Source organism: Salidesulfovibrio brasiliensis JCM 12178, assembly GCF_001311825.1.
GTDB classification, from domain to species: domain Bacteria; phylum Desulfobacterota; class Desulfovibrionia; order Desulfovibrionales; family Desulfovibrionaceae; genus Pseudodesulfovibrio; species Pseudodesulfovibrio brasiliensis.
The window spans coordinates 1-19,842 of record NZ_BBCB01000063.1; the positions used below are offsets into that span (position 1 = coordinate 1).

Genomic DNA, 19,842 nt, shown 5'->3' on the forward strand with positions numbered 1-19,842 from the left:
TCTTCGCGACAAGTCTGTACCCCTTTGCTATGGAAAGGCAAGCGGTGCCGTATTATGAATATCGTTTGCTGGGTGACATCAAGCAAAATTTATGGCTAATATGCATACCTCTGGAGGTACAGCCATGAATCCGACGGCACTGATACCGGCCGCGCAGCCCATCCCTGTGACATGGGCGCTATTTGACGGCCTTCTCATTCTGGGCTTCTGGGCCCACATTCTGCTGATGAACGCGGTGTTCGGCGGCGGGGCCATTGCGCTGGTGCATTCGGCGGGCCCGGGCGAGCCGCTTTCGAAGCAGATGTCCAAAAAACTGCCCACCATGCTGGCGCTGACCATCAACTTCGGGGTCGCGCCGCTGTTGTTCCTGCAGGTGAACTACGGGCATTTCGACTATCCGGGAACCATTCTGATGGGCGGCTGGTGGCTCTTGACCATCCCGGCGCTCTTGGTGGCTTACTATTCCTTTTATATCTGGGACTTCAAGTATGCGACGCTCAACGGGCTCCGGCGGGTGTTTCTTGGGCTTGGGCTCCTGAGCATGCTGTACGTGGCGTTCATGTTCGTGAACAACATGACGCTGATGCTGGTTCCGGAGCACTGGGCCGGGTATCTGGAGAACGGCGGCAGGAGCATCCTGAACCTCAGCGACGCCACGCTGTTTCCGCGATTTCTGCATTTCATGACCGGCGCGCTGGCCATCGGCGGAGCTACGGTGGCTGTTGTAGGCCGCTGGAAAGGTCGGGAGGATTTTGAGCGCATCGGCCTCAAGTGGCTGATGAACGGCACTCTCATAAACATGGCGTTCGGCCTCTGGTTCCTGATCGCGCTGCCGAGGCAGGTGTTGTTGGCATTCATGGGCGGCAACGCAATGGCAACAGGCGCGCTGGTTGTATCTGTCATTCTGGCCGGGCTGATTGTTCATGCGACCGCAGTGAAAAACGTCCGGAACGGGGCAATCTGGGCCGCGCTGACCGTGCTGGCCATGGCCGTGACGCGCCACATGCTGCGAAAGCTCATGCTTGAGCCGTATTTTTCTGTACAGGACCTCGAGGTCACGGGGCAATATTCACCGATGGTGATGTTCTTTGTCACGCTGGCGCTCGGCCTGCTGGTCATCGCATGGATGATCCGCCTGTTCCTGAATTCGCGGAAGGAGGCCTAACCCATGGAATATCCCGTCTGGCAACTGACGACTCTCGGCGGCGGCTTCTGGGTTGCGCTCATCTCCACCGTCCACGTATTCGTGGCCCAGTTCGCGGTGGGCGGCGGCCTCTTCCTCGTGGTGACGGAACGCATGGCCCGGAAATCCGGCTCGCAGCCCATGCTGGATTACGTACGAAAACACTCAAAATTCTTCCTGCTGCTGACCATGGTCTTCGGGGCTGTCACCGGCGTGGCCATCTGGTTTTCCATCGCCCTACTGGCCCCCGGCGGCGCACTGACGCTCATTCATCAGTTTCTTTTCGCGTGGGCCACGGAGTGGGTCTTCTTCCTTGCGGAGATCGTCTCGCTATTGGTCTATTTCTACGGCTGGGACCGCCTTGACGCGGGCAAGCACATGGCCGTGGGCTGGCTTTATTTCTTCTTCGGCTGGATGTCGCTGTTCATGATCAACGGCATCATCGGCTTCATGCTGACCCCCGGCGACTGGCTGGAGACGCGGTATTTCTGGGACGGATTCTTCAACCCGACCTTCTGGCCGCAGCTCTTCTTCCGCACCGCGCTGTGCGTGATGCTGGCCGGGCTGTTCGGCTTCGTGACCGGAACGCGCATCGATGACGAGGAGGCCCGCGGCCGCATCGTCAGGACCTGCGCCGTCTGGACGCTCATCGGCCTTGTCACCGCACTACCCACGGGCTGGTGGTACATCATGGCCCTGCCCGCAGCCCAATACGAGCTCGCCATGCAGGAGTCCGCCCGCGTGGCGTGGTTCATGGACAGCTTCTGGATATTCGGCCCCGCCGTGCTCGTTGGCGGTCTGGCGCTCGGCATCAGGATGCCCAAAAGCGTGGGCTTTCCGCTGGCGCTCGCCATCATGCTGCTGGGCCTCGGCCTGACCGGCAGCTTCGAGTCCGTGCGCGAGGCCGCACGCAAGCCGTACATTATCTGGGGCTACCTCTACTCCAACGGCATCGCCCCCGGCGACATGGACACCATCAACGAAGCCGGGATGCTCAAGGCCGCCAAATGGGTGCCCGAAGACCTCCGCGAAGTGACCGAAGACAACGAACTGGAGGCCGGACGCTGGCTGTATCAGTTGCAATGCGCCTCCTGCCACGCAATAAACGGTCCCCTCAACGACATCATGCCCAAGTCCGCAAAATACACCGAGGCCGGTTTCGACGCCTTCCTCGCGGGCATGGGCAAACTGAACCGCTACATGCCGCCCTTTGCGGGTACCGGTGATGAACGCGCCGCGCTGGCGGCCTACGTCATCCGGGACCTGCACGGTCGCGAGGCCGGAGAGCTGGCCATGGCCGAACCGGGCGATGCCGAGATTCCCGAATACGACCCGGACGAGGCCGAATACGTGCTGCTCGCATGGGCCGACAAAGGCCTGCGGTTCGCGACGGACACCAAGGCCATCAGACTGCGGCCCGCCGGACAGAACCTGAACGCCATGCTGCTCCTGCGCGGCGGCTTCCCCGAAAAGATCACCGAGGACGTCACCGTGAGCTTCACGGCCCCGGACGGCTTCCCTGAGCTCTCCGACGACATGGCCGCCAACGACGAGGGTACCCTCCGCGCCGAAGGATCAAGATGCTGCCCTACACCGAATCCGGATACGACCCGTATCCCGCCATGACCGTCACCGCCACGGACGCCGACGGCACGGTCCTTGCCGAAACCAAGGCCGTGCTGCCCGTCGGCACCCGCATGGGCTGCAACAACTGCCACGGCGGCGGCTGGAAACACGAAGACGATCAGGCCGGACTCTCCGAAAACACGGCCATGGACATCCTCAAAGTCCATGACCGCATGAACCGCACCAAACTGGCCGCCAAGGCCGAATCCGGCGAGACCGTGGACTGCGCGTCCTGTCACGCGACCCGGACCTCGGCGAAAACGGCAACCCCGAACGCCTGAACCTCTCGGCAGCCATGCACGGCTTCCATGCCGTGTACCTGAAGGATCGCGGACAGGACGCCTGCACCTTCTGCCACGAAACACCCATGTATCGCGGCTTCCACGCCGACGCCGCACTGGAATGCGACGACTGTCACGGCGACATGACCACACACGCCTCCTCCCTGCTCCTCTCCGAAAAGGACGAAGGCAAAGAACAGTCTGACAAATACCTGCGAATCCTCGCACCGGGCGAAGAAGTGACACCGCGCCGTCCGTGGACGCAGGAACCGAGCTGCACTGCCTGTCACGAAAACTTCGAGGCACCCTATGAACTCAACGCGCCCAACAACTGGAACGAGGAAGAAGCTTCCCTCTACCGGCTGAACGTCGACGATACCGGCATGGTCCCGTGCGCCGCCTGCCACAGCGCCCCGCACGCCATCTATCCCGCCATCAGCGACACCGACAACATCCAACCGCTCCAGTACATGGACGACGTCCGCACCATCGGCGGCGGCAACTGCGCCGTCTGCCACGACATGGAAATGGACTACCCGGCACACCACCCCGGCATGGGCGTGGAATAGCTGTAACGACACACAACACCAAAAGGCGGTCGCCCCTCGGCGACCGCCTTTTTTTGGGCCTCCGGCGGCTGAGAGGAAGGGGAGAGGAAAACCCCTTTTTGGCAAAAAAGCTGCACTCATGTGTGCCTTTCCGCCTTCCCTTCATGTTTTCAATTAGTTACGATGCTTTCCTCACAAGCGGTTTTTTGCGGTGTGGGTTTTCATGTGAGGATTTCTGGAAGGTTCTGCTTGCCTGTTCGAACACGTCGATGGCTTCACGCTGGACTTCACGCATCTGCTCCAAATAGATTTCCGTGCTTCGTCTGTCCCCATGGCCCAGAATGCGCTGTATTGAGGACAACGGCACATCCATTTCATCCATTAGGGACGCGCCCGAAGCCCTGATCCGGTGAAGCGTGAAATACTCCACACCTGCATTCTTGCATGCCGCTTTCAGCATACTTCTTCGACCCTTCTTGTACGGCCCTTCAACCCGCTTCTTAGTGTTTTTCGGTACATAGGAATGCCAAAACACCCAAGGTTTTTCCGGGTCACGTTGCTCGTACAGTTCGGACAGGACTTCAAAGAGCTTTTGGGTCATGGCAACCTTTCGGAACATGGCATTGCGACCACGATTTTTGAAAGTTTGCAATTCGACGTATTGCTCTTCGAAGTGCACTCGATCCCACGTGAGTCGATTGACTTCCACGCTTCGGGCCATGGTCTCTCGGACCACCCACAGGTACGGCCGATTGGCAGGGGCAGCTGCTTCGATGACCCTGTCCAACTCATCCGGTGTGGGGGTGCGCTTGTCCTTTTTGGCATTCTTGTTGGGGAAAGGTTTCATGGCTTCAAACGGATTGGAGCTCACGTAACGCCTTCCACGTTCCTTGGCCCACGAAAAGGTTGCCCTCAGCTTTGCCAAGTCATCGTTGACCCCAAGGCCTTCGCTTTCGGTCTTGCGCTTGATGAGAAACTTCTCTGCAAGCAACGGGGTGATTTCATGGCAGGGAATGTTGCCCCATTCCTTGAGCGCCCTTCTGGCGACATACCGTGTGGCCTCATAGTAATTCTGCGAATAGCCATGGGCCGTAAGGTAATCAAGACGCAGGTTCATCAGGTCCAAGAAGCCCATGTCGGTTTCTGGAGCCTGCTTCATCTGCTCGGCCACTTGTTGCCGTCTTGCCTTTTCCGCCGCCTTTGCCTCGGCCTTGGTCCGAAACCATGCCTTCGTGTACCGCTTGCCCTTCACCGTGAAGTCGTACCGATACCCCACCGGAATCATTTGGCACAGCCCCTTCCCGGAAGCAGCACGATGGTATCGTCTCACTTCATGGGGGCCAAGCAGCCCAAAGAGGGCCACCCGAGGCAGAATCTGCCACACAACGCACAAAGCGGGATAAATGAATGCCCTGTTCCCAGCGAAAGAAGATTCTCTCGGATATGTCCATTCAATAGGGGGTGTCACCACGCAAGCGCATACGTCTTGCGTCTGCCTGAAAAGCAGAAATGTGACCGTCGGGGACTTTGGCAACTGCAGGCGCATAGGTCCTGCGGTTTATCGGGCGATGGGGTTGTGTTGAACCGGCGTTTGTTTTGGAAAGGATGCCGTTTGTTTCGGAAAAACGGCGGTAAGCGTTGAAGCCGTAGGCTTCGTACGTCTCATTAGTTCGGATTCCATCACGAACTGATGACGACCAGATCGGTGGTAGTGCCTCCTTTGTACCAAGGTTTATGGATTTCCATACCACGTCACTTTCGGCAAATTCCAGTCGCGGACCCGTCTTTTTGCTGATTATTTTTCGTCGCCCTTCGACTGCCCACAGAATGGCACGGACATCGATTTGGTCAAGCCTTTTCGGGCAGATGCCCTGAAGAGGTTCTGCCTTGATCGAAACACCTTTCCCGTGCCGTTTCAAGCGCCGGTAGGTCGAGGACCATTTACGCTTTAAACGGTTAGCTAGAAAACTTCATAAAAACAAACTGTTAACATATGATACTCCTCAGCGAGCAACTAAACTTCCTGTAGGAATCCGCATGAGAAACAGCGTCTTGCAACTATGTTGCAAGACGCTGTTTTCTTTTCCTGACCCACAATGACGGCCCCGGGCGTCAACCCGCTCTTAGTTTTTCAGAAATGTTCATGAACTCCGTTTTCATCTCGGCGTTCTGGAAAACCATCAGTTCTGGGGTCTGCAAACTCGACACGCCTTCAAGCATGGCATTGGCGTTTCGCATGAGCGAAATCAGGTCGTGCGCGCCCTGAACAGTCTCGTAGGTGTTGAGGGCCGCCTCGTATTCATCGCCAACCTTTTCACGGGCAGACACAATGCGTTCCCGGTTGTTCTTAAGGTAATCCGCATAAAGAAGGGCCGTATCTCTGGTCAGTTTCTGGGCCCTCAGGTTGGCTTCGTATATCTTGCGGAATTTCTCAGGCTCATCGGATAGCTTGTCCTCTGTCTGGTCGATCAGGTCCTCCTGACGCTCCACTATCTCGTCGATCCTGACCAAATAAATCTCGCCAATCCTGTGTTCGTACTGCTGGTACAAATTGAGCAGGATGCGAAGAAGCAGGGTGTGCATGCCGTAATACCGCTTGGCCATTTCGATCTCTTCACCGGCTTCAGCCGTAAGCCTTTGGAGCTCCATTGTTATTATTTGTACGTTATTGAAAACAGAGACCATGCGCACGTCGTCGTCTCCGGTGACGCTGTATACAAGTGTCTCGACCTGTTCACGGTTGATGTTCATGCCAAGCTTGCGCATCTCTGCCACCAATCGGTCGACCAGTTCGCTCACTCGCCGCTGATTGTCCTTGTCACGGGCTCTCAGTGCAACGATCTCTTCGTCAATGGAATCGACATCGCTCTTCCAGAGCTCCCATTTTTTGACCGTTTTCGGTGCTGCAAGCCGCTCGGTCTGGAGCTCGGCCACTTTCCTGCGGCACCGCTGGGAATCATTTTGAAGCTCACCAATGGCGGCTTTTATTTTTGCCATGTCGGAGATGCCCAGTATTTCTATGCATTCATCAAGCAGGTCGTTGATGTCCTCGTCCACGCTTTCCTTGTCCTCGGTGAAGGGGTTCCAAGAGGAGTCCACCACAGACCCTCTGGCTTCGAGTTCAGCTACGGCCTCGGACAAAAGCGGATGCACGTCGCCCCAGAGCCCTTCGAGGGGCGATGCCGAAGCTGGCCCGGCAAGCATGATGAACAGCACCAGCAATAACGCCACGCGTTTCATGAAAACTCCAGAAAAAGACCGAGCCAGCGCCGATCGGTACAGGCCCGGCCTTCGTTGTTCGGATTACAGCCTAATCGTCATCACCGCCACTGTCGTCACCGCCATCATCAGCATCGTCGCTGTCATAGTCTTCGTCCCGATTGCTTCGAGAGCCTCCTCCGCCGCCCCGACGCCCCTTTTTGCCGCGGCGTTTCTTGCCTCCCAGACGGATGGTTTTTTTCTTTCCGCCGAACTTGAAGAACAGAAACAAAACGGCAACGATGATTACGAGTCCCAAAATGTTATCCATCACACCCCTCCATATTTACTATGTGTTGGGCCTTGACGGCCAGAGCGGTTTAATCGTCATCTCCATCGTCATAGTCGTAGTCCCCGTCATCTTCGTCTCCGCCTCCGCCGCCACCTCGTCCGCCGGCCGCTCCCATGCCAACGGGAACGTATGTAAGCCTTTCGTAGATGGACTGCGTCGGGGCCATCCAGACTTTGCCGGAGCCGGAATACGTATGAAGGAACCCTTCCCCTGAAACCGACGTCGAGAACCAGGACTTGCTTGACTTCTGCACTGCAAACTCGACGTTTTCAGAGCGCATGAAGGCAAACGGTCCGTCCACGCTCAGTTTGCCACCACTTAAGTCCATGATTTCGACCTCGTCCAGAGGCACAGGAGAAAGAACCACGCAATGCCGATGCCGGATATCTTGGTTTGAAAAAACCCTTTTCCACCGAAGAATCCGGCGGATATCTTCTTCTGCTTGCAGATAGAAATGTCGAGATCCCCGCTCCCTGCATAGAAGAACCCCTTGTCGACGATCACACCGCCCTCGAGACCGCCTATGTCGTGCAGGAAATAGTGGCCGAAGGTCGGCTCCAGATAGATATCACCGGTGCCGCTGATTTCGTTGACCCAGAATGTCTCCCCGCTAAGCGTTTTGCGAAGCAGCCCTTTCATCATGCCGCCGCCGCTGCTGGTCTTCATTTCCAGATTGCCCTGCATGAAGTAGAGCGCCCCCGGCTCCAAACGGATTTTGGAATTCTCAATGCGGATACGGACCATCTTGGCCTTCATGCCCGTCTTGTTGGCAAAGTAGAGGCGCTCGGCTGCCGACGTATTCCAGTAGGCCTTCAACTCCTGAAGCTCCAGAACCTCGAAAACGGTGCCATCCGAAGCCGTCTTGGATGCAGTCACCTCGAATTTCCCTCTTAGAGACATATACTCCTCCATGGTTATGGGTCGGTTGCCGATTCTGGCGCGTCACTCACCCTGTCGAGTCAGGTCCGGCTACATTTTAATCAACGATTCCATCAACGTCCGCAGGTCGTGCGTCACTTCCAGCGAGCTCTTGCCGCCAGTCAGCAGCCGCAGCTTCCGGTCTCCCGTCATGGGGTCCATGCGACCACTGCCCACATCGCCAAGTATCTTGTTGACCTTGGTCCAGTAGTACTTGTGCTTGAGCCACGCGTTGTAGTTCTTCACATCCTTTTTCGGCGGCATTTTCGACTCCAGCAGCGGAAGCAACCGCTTGTTGCATTCCTTGGAGGTCGATCGGGATATTTCGATGTACTTCTGAACTTTCCCGAACTCCGGCGAGCCTCGCAGATGGTCGGCCTTGAACTTATTGACATCGGCCGTCTGCCCAGCCCACGCCTTGTTTGCCTCCAGAATGCCGCCCTTGGCTTCAACGTTGTTGACTATCCCGGTGATCTTGTCCGTTGTCTGAAGGGGCCTGCCTTCCTTGCGAGCCTTGGCTTTGGCCTGTGCAATTTCAGTGTCGCTTCGCTTCATGATGACGTTTTTATCAACGTAGGCTTCGGCATGCTTGGATGTCGTCACGGTTTCCCATGACATCTCGGGGCTGCGGCCGGTGGTGTCGCGATAGGCTTGATTCCAGGCGCGCTGAGCGTCATGCATCCACACGATTTCGGCAACGGGCTTGCCGTTTTTCATGGGTGGAATGGGCTTGCCGTCGCCGTCATACTGGACCTTGCGCGCGTTATCGTAGTCCGTGTTCACGGTCTTGCCGCTGTCTGCGTTGCGAATCGGCTCCATGAGCTCCTTCCTGTATCCCTGCCCGGCCATGATTTCCTCAAACCGCCGCTGCGTCTTCGAATGAACCCGGTCCATGGAGTCCACAAAGGATTCCGTCATCTTGCGGTTCTTCCGACTGCGTTCGTGGGTTTTCATCATCATCTTGGCCGGTGCCGATTCGTGGATGGCTGCAGCGCGATCCTCCAACTCGCTTTCGAGTTTCTTGATTTTTTCGGGCGGTGCGTTTTCCTGACGGGCACGCTCCAACTCCTGATACTTTTTCTTGTAGGACTTCACCTTGACCCGGGCTTCTGCGACCTCCTGACGATACGGCTTCATGTCCGCATCGGTGATGGCACGATTAAAACCGTCATCCGGCACCGACTTGCCTGCTTTGGCCTTGCCTTTGACCACAGAGGGGGCGTCCCCGGCCTTGCCCGCTTTTGGGGCGGAACCGGCGTCCGCAACCCTTGTGCTGCCATCAGGGGCCTTGCCCCCGGCCCTGCCTGCGTGAATGCGGCCTGCGATGCCCGCCATAGCCATGTCCATGAACATGCCTTTGGCTACTTCCCAACTGGCGTGATGCATGATTTCCAGATATCCACCACCCTTTTTCACTGCCACATCCATGCCGCGATACCCGTCCACAAGAACGCCTGTGAGCTTGTTGTAGGAGCCGGCAAGCCTGAGGAATGATTCCTGCGGGCCACCTTCGATGTAGCCGGTGATGCCTTGGTATACGGTGTTAACGTGCGGTCCGCCGTAGAGGGATGCAGCCATGAGCGAATAGTCGGCGGCGGTCTTGGTGTACTCTGCGGTCTTAAGGCCCACGTTTGCCCAGTAGGCGTCCGAATTGGCCTGAGCAAGCTCCTTGCTCCAGTGCTCGTTGGCAACCTCGTAGACCATACCAAGCACTTTGGACGCCTGTTTGGTGTTACCTTTCCCAAGCACTTCCGGATTCTCATAGCCGATCTTCAAGATTCGCCTCACCTCGTCGGCCTTGTCAGGCGGGAGGTTGTCGGCCATCTTCTGCGCTCTTCGCAGCGAGAGGGTGATCTTGTCGTAGCGCTGCTGGTCTTCGGCGATCTTCTGGATGAACTGGGCTTGGGCGTAGTTGTCCCACTCGGAACGCGTATGCACGATAGTTCCGGTCTTGAGCGTGGCAATACGATCCTGCTCGGCCTGTATGTCTGCACGCTGTCCAAGCAACGTTCGCATGAGGTCCGCTTTCCGCTTCGGATCGGTGGTCTCCTCCATTTCCTTTTCGGTGCGTTCCATCATTTTGGCCCAGATGGCAATGTTCGCCTGCCGCTCGTTGATGGCTTCCCAGTCTATCTCGCGCCGCTCCTCGGGCGTCTTGTCATCCACCATATGGAGCTTCACCTTGCCATCAGGGGTGCGGGCAGCCGCATCAGCAACGGTTTCGGTTTTCTTTTTCTTATCTCCGGGCAGTTCGATCTTTTCGATTTCATGCCCCGCCACAAGACTGTCAAAAAGGTTGGCGGACTGAACCACATCGCTTTTTTTGTAATCCGGGTCCTTGTCAAAGGCCACACAGGCTTGGTGGAACGCCTGCCGAAGCTGATAATGCCTCAGGCGATCCTCCACCTCTCCTTTTATGAGGCCGGTCATTGTTACCGAAACCACGCCCTTCAGGGGCTCCTTCGAGCCTCCTTTTTGAATGGTTTCGAGAACCCGCCGGGTCTCTTCCTTCCGCAGGTTCAAAGCCTTGATGTACACTTCCGGAGAGACTTGGGGGAAAACCGGCATTGGGCCGCCGGTGTAGCGGACGGCTTTTATGGTGAACTCAAAATCTTCGCCTTTTTTGTGGTATTCGATGGAATCACCCTTGAAGTGTGGCAAGAGGTTGAATTCCTGCAACGGCATGATGTCAATGGAGTCGAACTCCTTCTCCTCATACTCGTCTGCGTCCAGCATGAACCCGAAATACTGCTTCGGTTCACCGGCTGAATAGATATAAAAGTGGATGGGATCGTACTTGACACCCTTCAGCATTGGCACACCGTCCGGGTAGTGAACGTACCCAATCCATTCGCCTTCCGGATCGCTGCGCTTTGCCCTCAGGTTGCGCAGGTAGTTCAACTGACGCATGTACTCCTGCTGGTTCTTGAGCATCAGCGCGGCGCCATCCGGGACCTTCCCGAGAGCGACAAGCTTATCCACCACGCGATCCATGCGTTTTTTCTGCGCCACCAGCAGATTGCTGTATTGCTCGGCAAGGGATGTGTACTGGACCACCTGATGCGGATCATCAATCTCGGCAGCCCAATACGCATGGACCATGGCCTGTTCAAGCAGCCCGGCTGTCGTATTGACCGTACTGCGAAGAGACAAAAGCTCCGCTAACAGCGGGTTGAACTCATTGAGATAATCCACCACTTCCTGATGGGGATACTGCCGCAGGACACTCCATTTCTCCTGAAAACGAGCCTCCTCGTCCGAGGTCATGTCACCGTAAATGAGCCGCATGCCTTCCATGGCGGCCGAGACAGCGCCATCCCACTGCGCGGCTGTAATCGTATTGAGATCAATAAAGGGGGCTGGCTGAACGGCGGGCACGTTGACCATGACTTCGCGCACACCGGGCATCGGGGCCGGAACCGCCATGGGCATCGAGACTTCGGCATCATCATCGGTGTTCTGTGAAGGTGTTTCACCTGAAGAGGATTCGGCTTTCGATTCCTGCTTTTTACCCATCAGTGCGGCAGTCTGCTTTTTGCTTTCTTCCCACAACTCCTCGGCTGCTTTCTTTGCCTGCTGCACCTTTTCGGACTTGGCGACCTCCGCAGATTTCTCCTTGGTCGCCTCCCACAACTTGCCCATCTCCGAAGTCGCGCTCTGCATTTCATCCGATTTCATGACCTCATTGACGGTTTCTTCAGCCTCGTTGAACAGGCCGGACATGAATCCACCGAATGATGAAGATTCTTCGTTCTGCTTCCCGGCTTTTACAGGGTCACCTTTCATGCGGACCGAAGAGAGGGCCTGAGTCACGAAGGAGGGAGGAGTGTCCTTGCCATGGCTGGCTTCGACCGCAGCCATGATAATGCGTACCCGCCCATCCCTGAAAGGAAGGTAGTTGTATACGAGCAACCCTTTGTTTTCGCCAACCACATACGGACACTCTTCCACTCCGAGGACTGCGTGCGGGCCGTTCCGAAAAAACCGGGTGTTTTTGAAACTGGAAGATTTCCACCGCTCAACATACCCGTTGAGCCATTCGCGATAGTCTGCTTCGCTCATTTCAGGCATCTGTTCCCGGTCCAACTCCAGAATAGCGGTCAAACCGTTCTCACGGGCGCTCAACAGAAGACTGTCTGGCGCATCCGGGTCTGCAGGCTCCTGCTCCCATATGCCCGGAAGAGCAACGACAAAATCTCCCCATGTGACTTCCTTGGTGAAAGCAGCATCAGGGACGATCAGAATAAGCAAGAAGGCCAAGAGGATACAACGATGCAGGGTGTGTTTATGCATCTCAGACTCCAAACGTTTTTTTACGTTGACTGTTTCCGTTTTCTTTTAACGCCGTTGGCCTTCAGGGCTTGTTCCAATTCATAAAAACGTGACAGTTCGTTAGCCATGATTGTCATGGCCTCGCCGTTTCTGCGGTAAACCTTGATGCCCACCTCGTTGTTGCGCAGCATAACAAGTCCCAGACCGGCAGAAGAGAATGAGCGCCCGAAAAGAAGAAGCAGCCAGCCGAGCCTTGAGGAAAGTTTGCTTTCGTATGATTGGAAATAATCAATCTCATCCCATGGGAAAAACATGTCACGTGTCCCTCGAAGCTCATGCAGCCCGTCCGGAGCGATCCGGTAGGCAAGCCTGCTGTATTTGAAACCGACCAGTAGAAACGCCACCCCGCATGCGGCAAGCAACCAAAAAGCGAATGTCAGCCATATCCATCCCCGGTCCACAGAAAAAATCGATGTCCCCGGAGATGTGGACCAAACGACAAGGCAGGGCAGCAACACCGTGACAGGCGTGAAAAACAGGCCGAGAACATCTGGCGCGATGATCGAACGGCCCTTGGGATACCGGATGTCTCCGGGTGACCTTTTTTTCCGTGGGATGATGATGTACGTGAGCGCCCCAAGCGCAACCAGCGCAAGGCCGTACCACTTGAACGGGCGCCAGTACGGGCGTGGCAGTCCGTCGAACTCCTGCGGATAATCGTGTCGCAGCGTCAGCCAGTACTTCCCGTTGTTAATGGAAAGATACCCGTGAAGAGGGAGCCGCTTAAGGGTGGAGACAGGCTGTTCGTCAGCGTGGAACACGAACATGTCTCTGAAATAACCAAATTGACGGGCAGCCATTTGCGTGTGGGAGGCAGGGGATTGCAGCGCTTGCACAAGGTCTTCCCACTCTTTGCCCGACACCTCCTGTCGCCTGCCATCCGTGTGCGAAGACCGGAACGCCTCATATGGCATGGCCTCATCTCCCTTCCACCTTGCATGTTCGGCATACGCTCGCTCAAAGTCGGCAACCTTGAGCACGACCACCTTGCTTCCTGGCCACAGAAAAAGCGCTCCTCCGAAGAGAATAAGCGACAAAGCAATGAGACGACGCAAAAATTCCAGCATGGCATTGCCTGAAAAGAGTATAATTCATGGCAGTTGCAGGAGAACAGGAATAAACGGAGCAGAGAAACCTGCGAGTTACAGTAATCGTACCTGATATTGCTTTCGGGTCAATATGGAGACTTCAGAGTATCATGGGCTTGGATAAATTCCTGCAATGTGTCATAGGCAAAGTAGCCATCATGCCGGGGGGCGTCGGAGCACCCCGAGTCCGATCAGGCCGACTTCTTCGGCTTTCCTGCCGTGAAGTCATCGGTTTCCATATTGCAAGCTGGGTTGTCATGAAACTGCGCGGTTCCTTTGCAATTGTCTTTCTTGCCGGATACCTGGCGACGGTCCTTGCCGTATACTTTTTCGAAGCCCCGGCGGAAGGCGCCAACATCAAGACGCTTGCCGACGCCTTCTGGTATTCTCTGGCGACCCTCACCACCATCGGATATGGCGACACATACCCTACCACCGTAATGGGAAGAGTGGTCTCGTTGACCCTTGTTTTCGCCAGTCTCGGCGTACTCGGCTATTTCGTAGGCAAACTGACCGAACACTTTCAGGCTTTAGCAGAGAGGCATAAAATGGGTTTGGATGGCACGGACTTCACCGGGCACGTGATTATCGTCGGCTGGAATGACTTTTCACAGGGTGTCGTCACACAACTGGTCAACGCAGGAAAGCAGGCCTGCGTGATAGCCAACGACAAGACCGACATCGACGTCATCAGGGACCATTTCGAGCGGCATCAGGTTTTCGCGATTTTTTCCGACTTCAACTGCAGGGACTGCCTGAACAAGGCCAATGCGGCCAAGGCCTCCTCCCTGATGCCTTGCCTTGGTGACGACACGACAAACTTGGTGTTCATCCTCAACGCCAAGAAAGAATACCCGCAGCTCTCCTTCGTGGTCACGCTGGACAACGCCGAACTCAAGGAAACATTTGAAAGTGCAGGTGTCCATTTCACCATCTCGCGCAATGAGGTGGCGTCCAAAATCGTTGCCAGCTACATATTCGAACCCAGCGTGGCGCGGTTCAACGAGGACTTGCTCGCCTCAGCAACCGGGCATAACGACTATGACATCCAGCAATACCTCATCACCGAGTCATGCCGGTATGCAAAGAAATCATACGGGGAAGTGTTCAGTGACCTCCGTGATACACTGAATGTCCTGTGCATAGCCCTCAGCCGACCCATCGAGGGAGGCCGCGAGCTCATGAAACTGCCTTCGGCAGACGTGGAGGTCCTGCCCGGCGATTACCTTGTCATGATGACTTCCGGCAGAGCCGTCGCCCCCTTGAAGCAACTGTTCGGGGTCAGCGAGGGTTTGCATCACGGCACGACTCCCTGAGCAGCAAGGCACGAATATCAGCCATCGGCTTCAGGATTGGGCAGACCATAATGAGATTTTGAGTACATTCATCTGGAAAACCGCAGCAAAACGCATTTGTCGTATGTTTCAGCACGACTGTACAATATGATTGGGTTTGTCAATTCTCGCTTGAAAGCATCAAAGAAGCTCAGGATTACGTCACCAAGTGGTTCTGGCCCTACAATAACGAACGACCCCATTTGCTTTTTTGCCCATTAAACCGAGGCTAACCGAGGTGGCATAGGCTCTACTTTCCCCATGGGAATGGGATGATAATCCTGATGAGACGTATACGGGGGAGGTCCAGCATTCCTGTCTCTCCACGTGTCTTCAATCCTGTCAAATGATACTTCCATACGATTGACATCGACTCCAACGCATTGAAATCATGCAAACGATCGAGATCATGTTTTCTTTTTTGCTTTTCACGCCGGTACAATCCTCCTGAATTCGTCACAACTTGCCAAGGAGCAACTGTGTGGGAAAACATGTGTGAACTCTGCTCATATATTAACCAAAGATGCCGTTTTTCGGCCAAAGGCACCCAAAAGAAGTTCCTGCCATCATTGAAGAAGTTGACAGTAACTGGCGTTTAAGAAATGCGGTGAACCTTTTTGGCAAAAGCGGTTTTCCTCTCCCCTTCCTCTCAGACTCTCCATCCCCTCTCCTTTCCGCAAAAGCTTTTGGTTGGGCGTTGCCCACGCTGTTGAATACAATTCCGGACAAGGACGTTGGTCGGCTTGGGCGGAGGTATGGTTTTTGATCATGCAAGGCTGCATTGATGCTTGCAACGCGTTCTAATAATTCTGCGAACGGACATCACTGAAGCCTTGTCTTCACTAGGGCCTTGGCTCCGCGAGAAGGCTCCAACGTCTCCTTTTCTCTTTCATTCTCCTTCCCCGAGAAGAAACCGAACCGGCCAAGTCCCGCCATCTGGAGCGGGGCGTGCGGGGGAATGTCACGAAGTGCATTTCACCGCACGCCCCGCTCCAGATGGCAACCCAAGGATTCCAAAGGGGATTATCCCCTTTGGTCCCGCTGAAGGCGCCCCCGGAGGGCCGCCGGAGGCATCACCCCGCGCACTGGACTCGGGCGGAGGTATCTCGTAGATTCCGTTTCATGCACATAGGAAAATACGAGATACGTGGTTTACTGGGTCGTGGCGGCATGGGCGCGGTGTACAAGGCGGCCATGCCGGTGACGGGCCGCATGGTGGCTTTGAAGGTCTGTCGGCCCACGGAGATTCTTGAGGACATCATGGGCAAGGAGAGCATCCGGACGGCGTTCTTGCGTGAGGCCGTGACCATGGCCCGCATCCGGCACCCGCATGTGACCTCGGTATTTGACGTCTTTGAGGGGGGGGCGGACGTGCCGCCGTATTTCGTGATGGAATATTATTGCAACAACCTCGGGCTGCTCATGGGCGAGACGTACGAGGTGGAGGCACCGTCGCGGCGCATGGGCGTGGAGGCGTCGCTTTCCGCGGCCCGGCAGATTCTGTTGGGGCTGGACAGGCTGCATTATGCGGGCATCGTGCATCGGGACGTGAAGCCGTTCAACGTCATGTTGGCCGAGGGGTTGAGGGGACGCAGCGAGGCCAAGCTCATCGACTTCGGGCTGAGCAAGCTGCGCGGCGAGTCCGTTACCCGGCACAAGGGCATGGTGGTTGGTTCGCCGTATTATACCGCGCCGGAGCAGGAGGCCGACCCCGAAGCGGCGGATGCTCGCGCCGACCTGTTTTCTGTTGGTGTGACCCTGTTCAGGATGCTCACAGGTCTGCTGCCCAACGAGGGTGGGCGAGGGACGGTCATTTCCCACGTACACCCGGACCTCGACCCGCTCTGGGACGATTTCTTTGCCCGTGCCCTTGCCCATGACCGAATCGACCGGTTTCCGGACGCGGGCAGCATGATCGCGGAACTCGACGGACTGGCCTCGGCATGGGCCGAGAAACGCGACGAGGTCTGCTCCTATTTTGATCCTGATTCCGTGCCGCGACACAAGCGCGGGGAGAGGCTGCGTGCAGAGCCGATAAAAGTCGGCGTGCGCGGGGCCCGCGAGCGTTTCGGACTGGATGAGCTGTGGCGGCCGGACACATACGGGTGTGGCTGTTTCGAGGAAGTGAACGGCATCATCGAGGACGCCGGGGCCGGGCTGGTCTGGGAGCGCTCCGGCTCTCGCTACCCTGTGGACTACGAGGGGGCGAAGACGCATGTTCAGCGGCTTAACGACGAGGCGTTCGGCGGCCGCACGGACTGGCGGCTGCCCACGGTGGACGAGTTGGTCACGCTCTTCACCGGCAGCACGGAGCCGGGGGAATTCTGTCAGGTGACGGTGTTCGACTCGGACCGTTCACGGCTGTGGAGCGCGGACCGCAAGTCGTTCACGGCAAATTGGTTTGCGGACGCGCGCATGGGTTTTGTGGGTCACGCGGACCGCACCTGCCTGCTGCACGCCCGGGGCGTGGCCGGATAAAGGCTATTCGGGATACTGCCGCTTGATTTCGAGGAACTCGTCGAGATTGTCGAAGAGCAGGTCCACGAGGTCGGGATCAAAATGCTTCCCGCTCTGGCCCCGGATGAAATCGAGAATGCTCTCGGTGTCCCACGGATCCTTGTAGACCCGCTTGCAGGCGAGGGCATCGAACACGTCGGCCACGGCGGCGATGCGGCCTGAGAGTGGAATCTCTGTGCCTGACAGGCCTTGCGGATAGCCGCTTCCGTCCCATTTTTCGTGATGCGTCAGGGCAATCCTTGCCGCCTCCTTGGTCAGGGCGCGTTCGGAGCCCTTGAGAATCTGATGGCCGATGGCGGCGTGCTCCTTGATGGTCTCGAACTCCTCGTCCGTCAGCTTTTCGGGCTTGAGCAGGATGTCGTCCGGGATGCCGATTTTGCCGAGATCGTGCATGGGAGCGGCCTGCCTGAGCAGTTCAACCGACTCCACATCCATCCCGCTGAACCTGCCGAGCAGCGCCGAGTATTCCGCCACGCGGCGAACGTGATTGGCAGTCTCGCGAGATCGGCTCTCCACCACTTCGCCGAGGGTGAAGAGAAGCTCCCGCTGCGTTTCGCTGATCTCGTCGTTCAAGTCGAGATTGTCGAACGCCACCCCGATATTGGAAGCGAACAAGCGGATCAGGTCGCGGTCCATTTCCCCGAAGTCGTGATCGCCGCACAGGTAAATGATGTTTTCCGAGCCGCGCACGGTGCGGAAGTACCCCACATACGTTCGGTCCCGGAAGATGGACTCCTGCCGCCTGAGCGCATCCTCAATGACATCAAAACCATCGGGACAGTCGTGATCGGAAACCTCATGGCCTTCGAGTCCGGCAAAACGGCCTGTCGAAGCGATGACCCTGAGCGCTCCCTCGCGGCGGGACGCGGCCAGCCCGGATGCGCGCACCATGAGGCTGTCGCTGGTCTGTCCCAGCACGGAAACGAGCTGGGTGAGCACCCCGCTGGCAAAATGGGAAAGAGACTTGTGGCGGAAGAGGTCTGCCGTGGACCTGATGACCATCTCCAGCCCTTTGCGGTTGCGTTCGATGGACTGTAGGTCGGCATAGGAGCGAAGCGCCGTGGTCACTGCGGAAAAGAGCTTCTGGGTGGTCAGCTCGGTCTTTTCCTTGTAGTCATTGATGTCGTAGCGGGTGATGACCTCGTTTTCCGGGGCCTGTCCCGGCTGCCCGGTACGCAGGATGATCCGCACGAAATGGTCATTGTGGTCCTCGCGAATCCAGCGCGCCACCTTGAGGCCGGAGTCGGCCTCCTCCATGACCACATCAAGAAGGACAAGCGCCACGTCGTCGCGCTCCTCAAGAATACGCATGGCCTCGCGGCCCGAGTAGGCGGAAATGAAATCCAGCTCGCGCCCCTGAAAAGTGAAATCCTTCAGCACCAGCGTGGTTACCTGATGCACGAACTGATCGTCGTCGACAATGAGCACCTCCCACGGCGGCATTGCCGAACGGGATTCGGCCTCATGGTCCTCTTCGGCGAAGATCAATTCTTCATTGCGATCTTCATTCGCTTCGCTCATTGATACCCCCGTGGTTTGACCATAGCATATCTTTCATGAAGGGGAATGATTCTTTTGCCCAGACCGCCGACACCCAATTGAGACTTGAGAGAAACCGTGTTTCGTCGTACAAGTCTGAAAGTCACAACATTGTCTAGAGAACGCCGGAGGGCGCGTTGAAACAGACCACACTGGCAGGCCTGCCGGACATTCTTGAAGAGCAGCAGGAGTCGCACGGCGGCAACCTGCGACGCCTTGCCGAGGCCGCCGGATGCGATCCGTCAGAGATTCTCGATTTCTCGGCAAACATGAACCCCCTCGGTCCCCCGTCATGGCTGGGGCAGGAGGTGGGACAGGCCCTGCGCGAGATTCCGGCCTATCCTGATCCGGACTGCACGGACCTCATCATGGCCGCCTGTGAACGCTACAAAGTCTGGCCCACACAGGTGCTCGCGGGCAACGGCGCGTCCGAACTCATTCAGGCAGTGGCCGCCATCGGCGGAGTGAGAAAGGCGGTCATCCCCTCCCCGGCGTACGTGGATTACCGCCGCGCCGCCCGGCTGGCCGGGCTTCCCGTCAGCGAAGTGGCCATGAACGCCGAAAACGGCTTCAGACTCGACTTCGGCAAGCTCGCCAGCCACATGCAGGACCCCGCGGTGGTCTTCCTCTGTCGCCCCAACAACCCCACCGGCCTCGACTTCGACCCCGACGACCTGCGTGAAGTGGCCGAGATGTTCCCGCACTGCCGCTTCGTGGTGGACGAGTCCTTTGCCGAATTCATGCCCGAAAACACGGACCGGCTCATCAAGGAGCGGCCGGACAATGTCATCACCATTCTCTCGCTGACCAAATTCTACGCCATCCCTGGTCTGCGGCTCGGTCTGGCCTTTGCGCACCCCGAGCCCATCCTCAAGATGCGCCGCCGCCTGCCGCCGTGGTCCGTGAACACGCTGGCCCAGCGCCGT

The 19,842-nt window shown here is 57.0% G+C and carries 16 protein-coding genes and 1 pseudogene; 8 read left to right on the plus strand and 9 right to left on the minus strand.

The features are described 5' to 3' along the window. Window positions 1–124: 124 nt before the first annotated feature. The 4 genes from JCM12178_RS13000 to JCM12178_RS19870 are packed head-to-tail and all read left to right on the plus strand — an operon-like array spanning window position 125 to window position 3,659. Window positions 125–1,165: a hypothetical protein gene (locus tag JCM12178_RS13000; protein WP_054651934.1), complete on the plus strand. Its 1,041-nt coding sequence runs from the start codon at window positions 125–127 to the stop codon at window positions 1,163–1,165. Between the two features lie 3 nt (window positions 1,166–1,168). Beyond that, window positions 1,169–2,809, plus strand: coding sequence for a cytochrome ubiquinol oxidase subunit I (locus JCM12178_RS13005; protein WP_245628766.1), 1,641 nt, complete (start codon window positions 1,169–1,171; stop codon window positions 2,807–2,809). Beyond that, window positions 2,764–3,090 (plus strand): hypothetical protein, encoded by a 327-nt coding sequence (locus JCM12178_RS19865; RefSeq protein ID WP_245628767.1) that lies wholly within the window; start codon window positions 2,764–2,766, stop codon window positions 3,088–3,090. Before JCM12178_RS13005 ends, JCM12178_RS19865 begins: the two co-directional genes overlap by 46 nt. 14 nt (window positions 3,091–3,104) lie before the next feature. After that, entirely contained in the window at window positions 3,105–3,659 is a 555-nt protein-coding gene (locus tag JCM12178_RS19870; RefSeq protein WP_245628768.1) for a multiheme c-type cytochrome, read from the plus strand. Between the two features lie 157 nt (window positions 3,660–3,816). Here JCM12178_RS19870 and JCM12178_RS13010 read toward each other — a convergent pair whose 3' ends face one another. The 8 genes from JCM12178_RS13010 to JCM12178_RS13040 form a co-directional block, all read right to left on the minus strand. Next, on the minus strand, window positions 3,817–4,809 hold the full coding sequence (locus tag JCM12178_RS13010) for a tyrosine-type recombinase/integrase (RefSeq protein ID WP_245628769.1): 993 nt from the start codon (window positions 4,807–4,809) through the stop codon (window positions 3,817–3,819). Window positions 4,810–5,089: 280 nt separating this feature from the next. Next, the gene (locus JCM12178_RS18755) at window positions 5,090–5,557 is read right to left on the minus strand and encodes a hypothetical protein (protein ID WP_172677134.1); all 468 of its coding nucleotides are present in this window, start codon (window positions 5,555–5,557) and stop codon (window positions 5,090–5,092) included. 193 nt (window positions 5,558–5,750) lie between these two features. Beyond that, a complete protein-coding gene (locus tag JCM12178_RS13015; RefSeq protein WP_054651935.1) occupies window positions 5,751–6,878 on the minus strand; it encodes a hypothetical protein in 1,128 nt (375 codons plus the stop codon). 70 nt (window positions 6,879–6,948) lie between these two features. Next, the gene (locus JCM12178_RS13020) at window positions 6,949–7,170 is read right to left on the minus strand and encodes a hypothetical protein (RefSeq protein WP_157054918.1); all 222 of its coding nucleotides are present in this window, start codon (window positions 7,168–7,170) and stop codon (window positions 6,949–6,951) included. A 46-nt stretch (window positions 7,171–7,216) separates the two neighbouring features. Next, the gene (locus JCM12178_RS20325) at window positions 7,217–7,516 is read right to left on the minus strand and encodes an AIM24 family protein (RefSeq protein ID WP_157054919.1); all 300 of its coding nucleotides are present in this window, start codon (window positions 7,514–7,516) and stop codon (window positions 7,217–7,219) included. Then, complete coding sequence (locus tag JCM12178_RS20330; RefSeq protein ID WP_054651938.1) at window positions 7,507–8,064, minus strand: AIM24 family protein; 558 nt, start codon at window positions 8,062–8,064, stop codon at window positions 7,507–7,509. Before JCM12178_RS20330 ends, JCM12178_RS20325 begins: the two co-directional genes overlap by 10 nt. Window positions 8,065–8,157: 93 nt before the next feature. After that, a complete protein-coding gene (locus JCM12178_RS13035; protein WP_054651939.1) occupies window positions 8,158–12,399 on the minus strand; it encodes a hypothetical protein in 4,242 nt (1,413 codons plus the stop codon). Between the two features lie 20 nt (window positions 12,400–12,419). Continuing rightward, a complete protein-coding gene (locus tag JCM12178_RS13040; protein ID WP_054651940.1) occupies window positions 12,420–13,505 on the minus strand; it encodes a hypothetical protein in 1,086 nt (361 codons plus the stop codon). Between the two features lie 278 nt (window positions 13,506–13,783). On the opposite strand from JCM12178_RS13040, the gene JCM12178_RS13045 reads away from it, so the two are divergent. The 3 genes and pseudogenes from JCM12178_RS13045 to JCM12178_RS13050 all read left to right on the plus strand — a co-directional run bounded on the left by JCM12178_RS13045 (window position 13,784) and on the right by JCM12178_RS13050 (window position 17,338). Beyond that, the gene (locus JCM12178_RS13045; RefSeq protein ID WP_054651943.1) at window positions 13,784–14,842 is read left to right on the plus strand and encodes a potassium channel family protein; all 1,059 of its coding nucleotides are present in this window, start codon (window positions 13,784–13,786) and stop codon (window positions 14,840–14,842) included. A gap of 83 nt (window positions 14,843–14,925) precedes the next feature. After that, window positions 14,926–15,093: pseudogene (locus JCM12178_RS21035) on the plus strand (integrase core domain-containing protein); the annotation flags it as partial. An 889-nt stretch (window positions 15,094–15,982) separates the two neighbouring features. After that, a complete protein-coding gene (locus tag JCM12178_RS13050; RefSeq protein WP_054651941.1) occupies window positions 15,983–17,338 on the plus strand; it encodes a protein kinase domain-containing protein in 1,356 nt (451 codons plus the stop codon). A gap of 3 nt (window positions 17,339–17,341) precedes the next feature. Here the strand turns inward: JCM12178_RS13050 and JCM12178_RS13055 are convergent, their stop codons facing one another. Beyond that, window positions 17,342–18,898 (minus strand): DUF3369 domain-containing protein, encoded by a 1,557-nt coding sequence (locus JCM12178_RS13055; RefSeq protein ID WP_054651942.1) that lies wholly within the window; start codon window positions 18,896–18,898, stop codon window positions 17,342–17,344. Window positions 18,899–19,053: 155 nt separating this feature from the next. Between JCM12178_RS13055 and JCM12178_RS13060 the strand changes: the two genes are divergently transcribed. After that, window positions 19,054–19,842 (plus strand): aminotransferase class I/II-fold pyridoxal phosphate-dependent enzyme (locus tag JCM12178_RS13060; protein WP_157054920.1); only part of this gene is annotated, 789 nt, incomplete at its 3' end.

Excerpts from the sequence above, each read along its gene's own strand:
- JCM12178_RS13005 (WP_245628766.1), top strand. The coding sequence starts at position 1,169 with ATGGAATATCCCGTCTGGCAACTGACGACTCTCGGCGGCGGCTTCTGG.
- JCM12178_RS13050 (WP_054651941.1), top strand. The coding sequence starts at position 15,983 with ATGCACATAGGAAAATACGAGATACGTGGTTTACTGGGTCGTGGCGGC.
- JCM12178_RS13035 (WP_054651939.1), bottom strand. The coding sequence starts at position 12,399 with ATGCATAAACACACCCTGCATCGTTGTATCCTCTTGGCCTTCTTGCTT.
- JCM12178_RS13055 (WP_054651942.1), bottom strand. The coding sequence starts at position 18,898 with ATGAGCGAAGCGAATGAAGATCGCAATGAAGAATTGATCTTCGCCGAA.
- JCM12178_RS13040 (WP_054651940.1), bottom strand. The coding sequence starts at position 13,505 with ATGCTGGAATTTTTGCGTCGTCTCATTGCTTTGTCGCTTATTCTCTTC.
- JCM12178_RS19870 (WP_245628768.1), top strand. The coding sequence starts at position 3,105 with ATGCACGGCTTCCATGCCGTGTACCTGAAGGATCGCGGACAGGACGCC.
- JCM12178_RS13015 (WP_054651935.1), bottom strand. The coding sequence starts at position 6,878 with ATGAAACGCGTGGCGTTATTGCTGGTGCTGTTCATCATGCTTGCCGGG.
- JCM12178_RS20325 (WP_157054919.1), bottom strand. The coding sequence starts at position 7,516 with ATGGACTTAAGTGGTGGCAAACTGAGCGTGGACGGACCGTTTGCCTTC.
- JCM12178_RS19865 (WP_245628767.1), top strand. The coding sequence starts at position 2,764 with ATGCTGCCCTACACCGAATCCGGATACGACCCGTATCCCGCCATGACC.
- JCM12178_RS13000 (WP_054651934.1), top strand. The coding sequence starts at position 125 with ATGAATCCGACGGCACTGATACCGGCCGCGCAGCCCATCCCTGTGACA.
- JCM12178_RS13045 (WP_054651943.1), top strand. The coding sequence starts at position 13,784 with ATGAAACTGCGCGGTTCCTTTGCAATTGTCTTTCTTGCCGGATACCTG.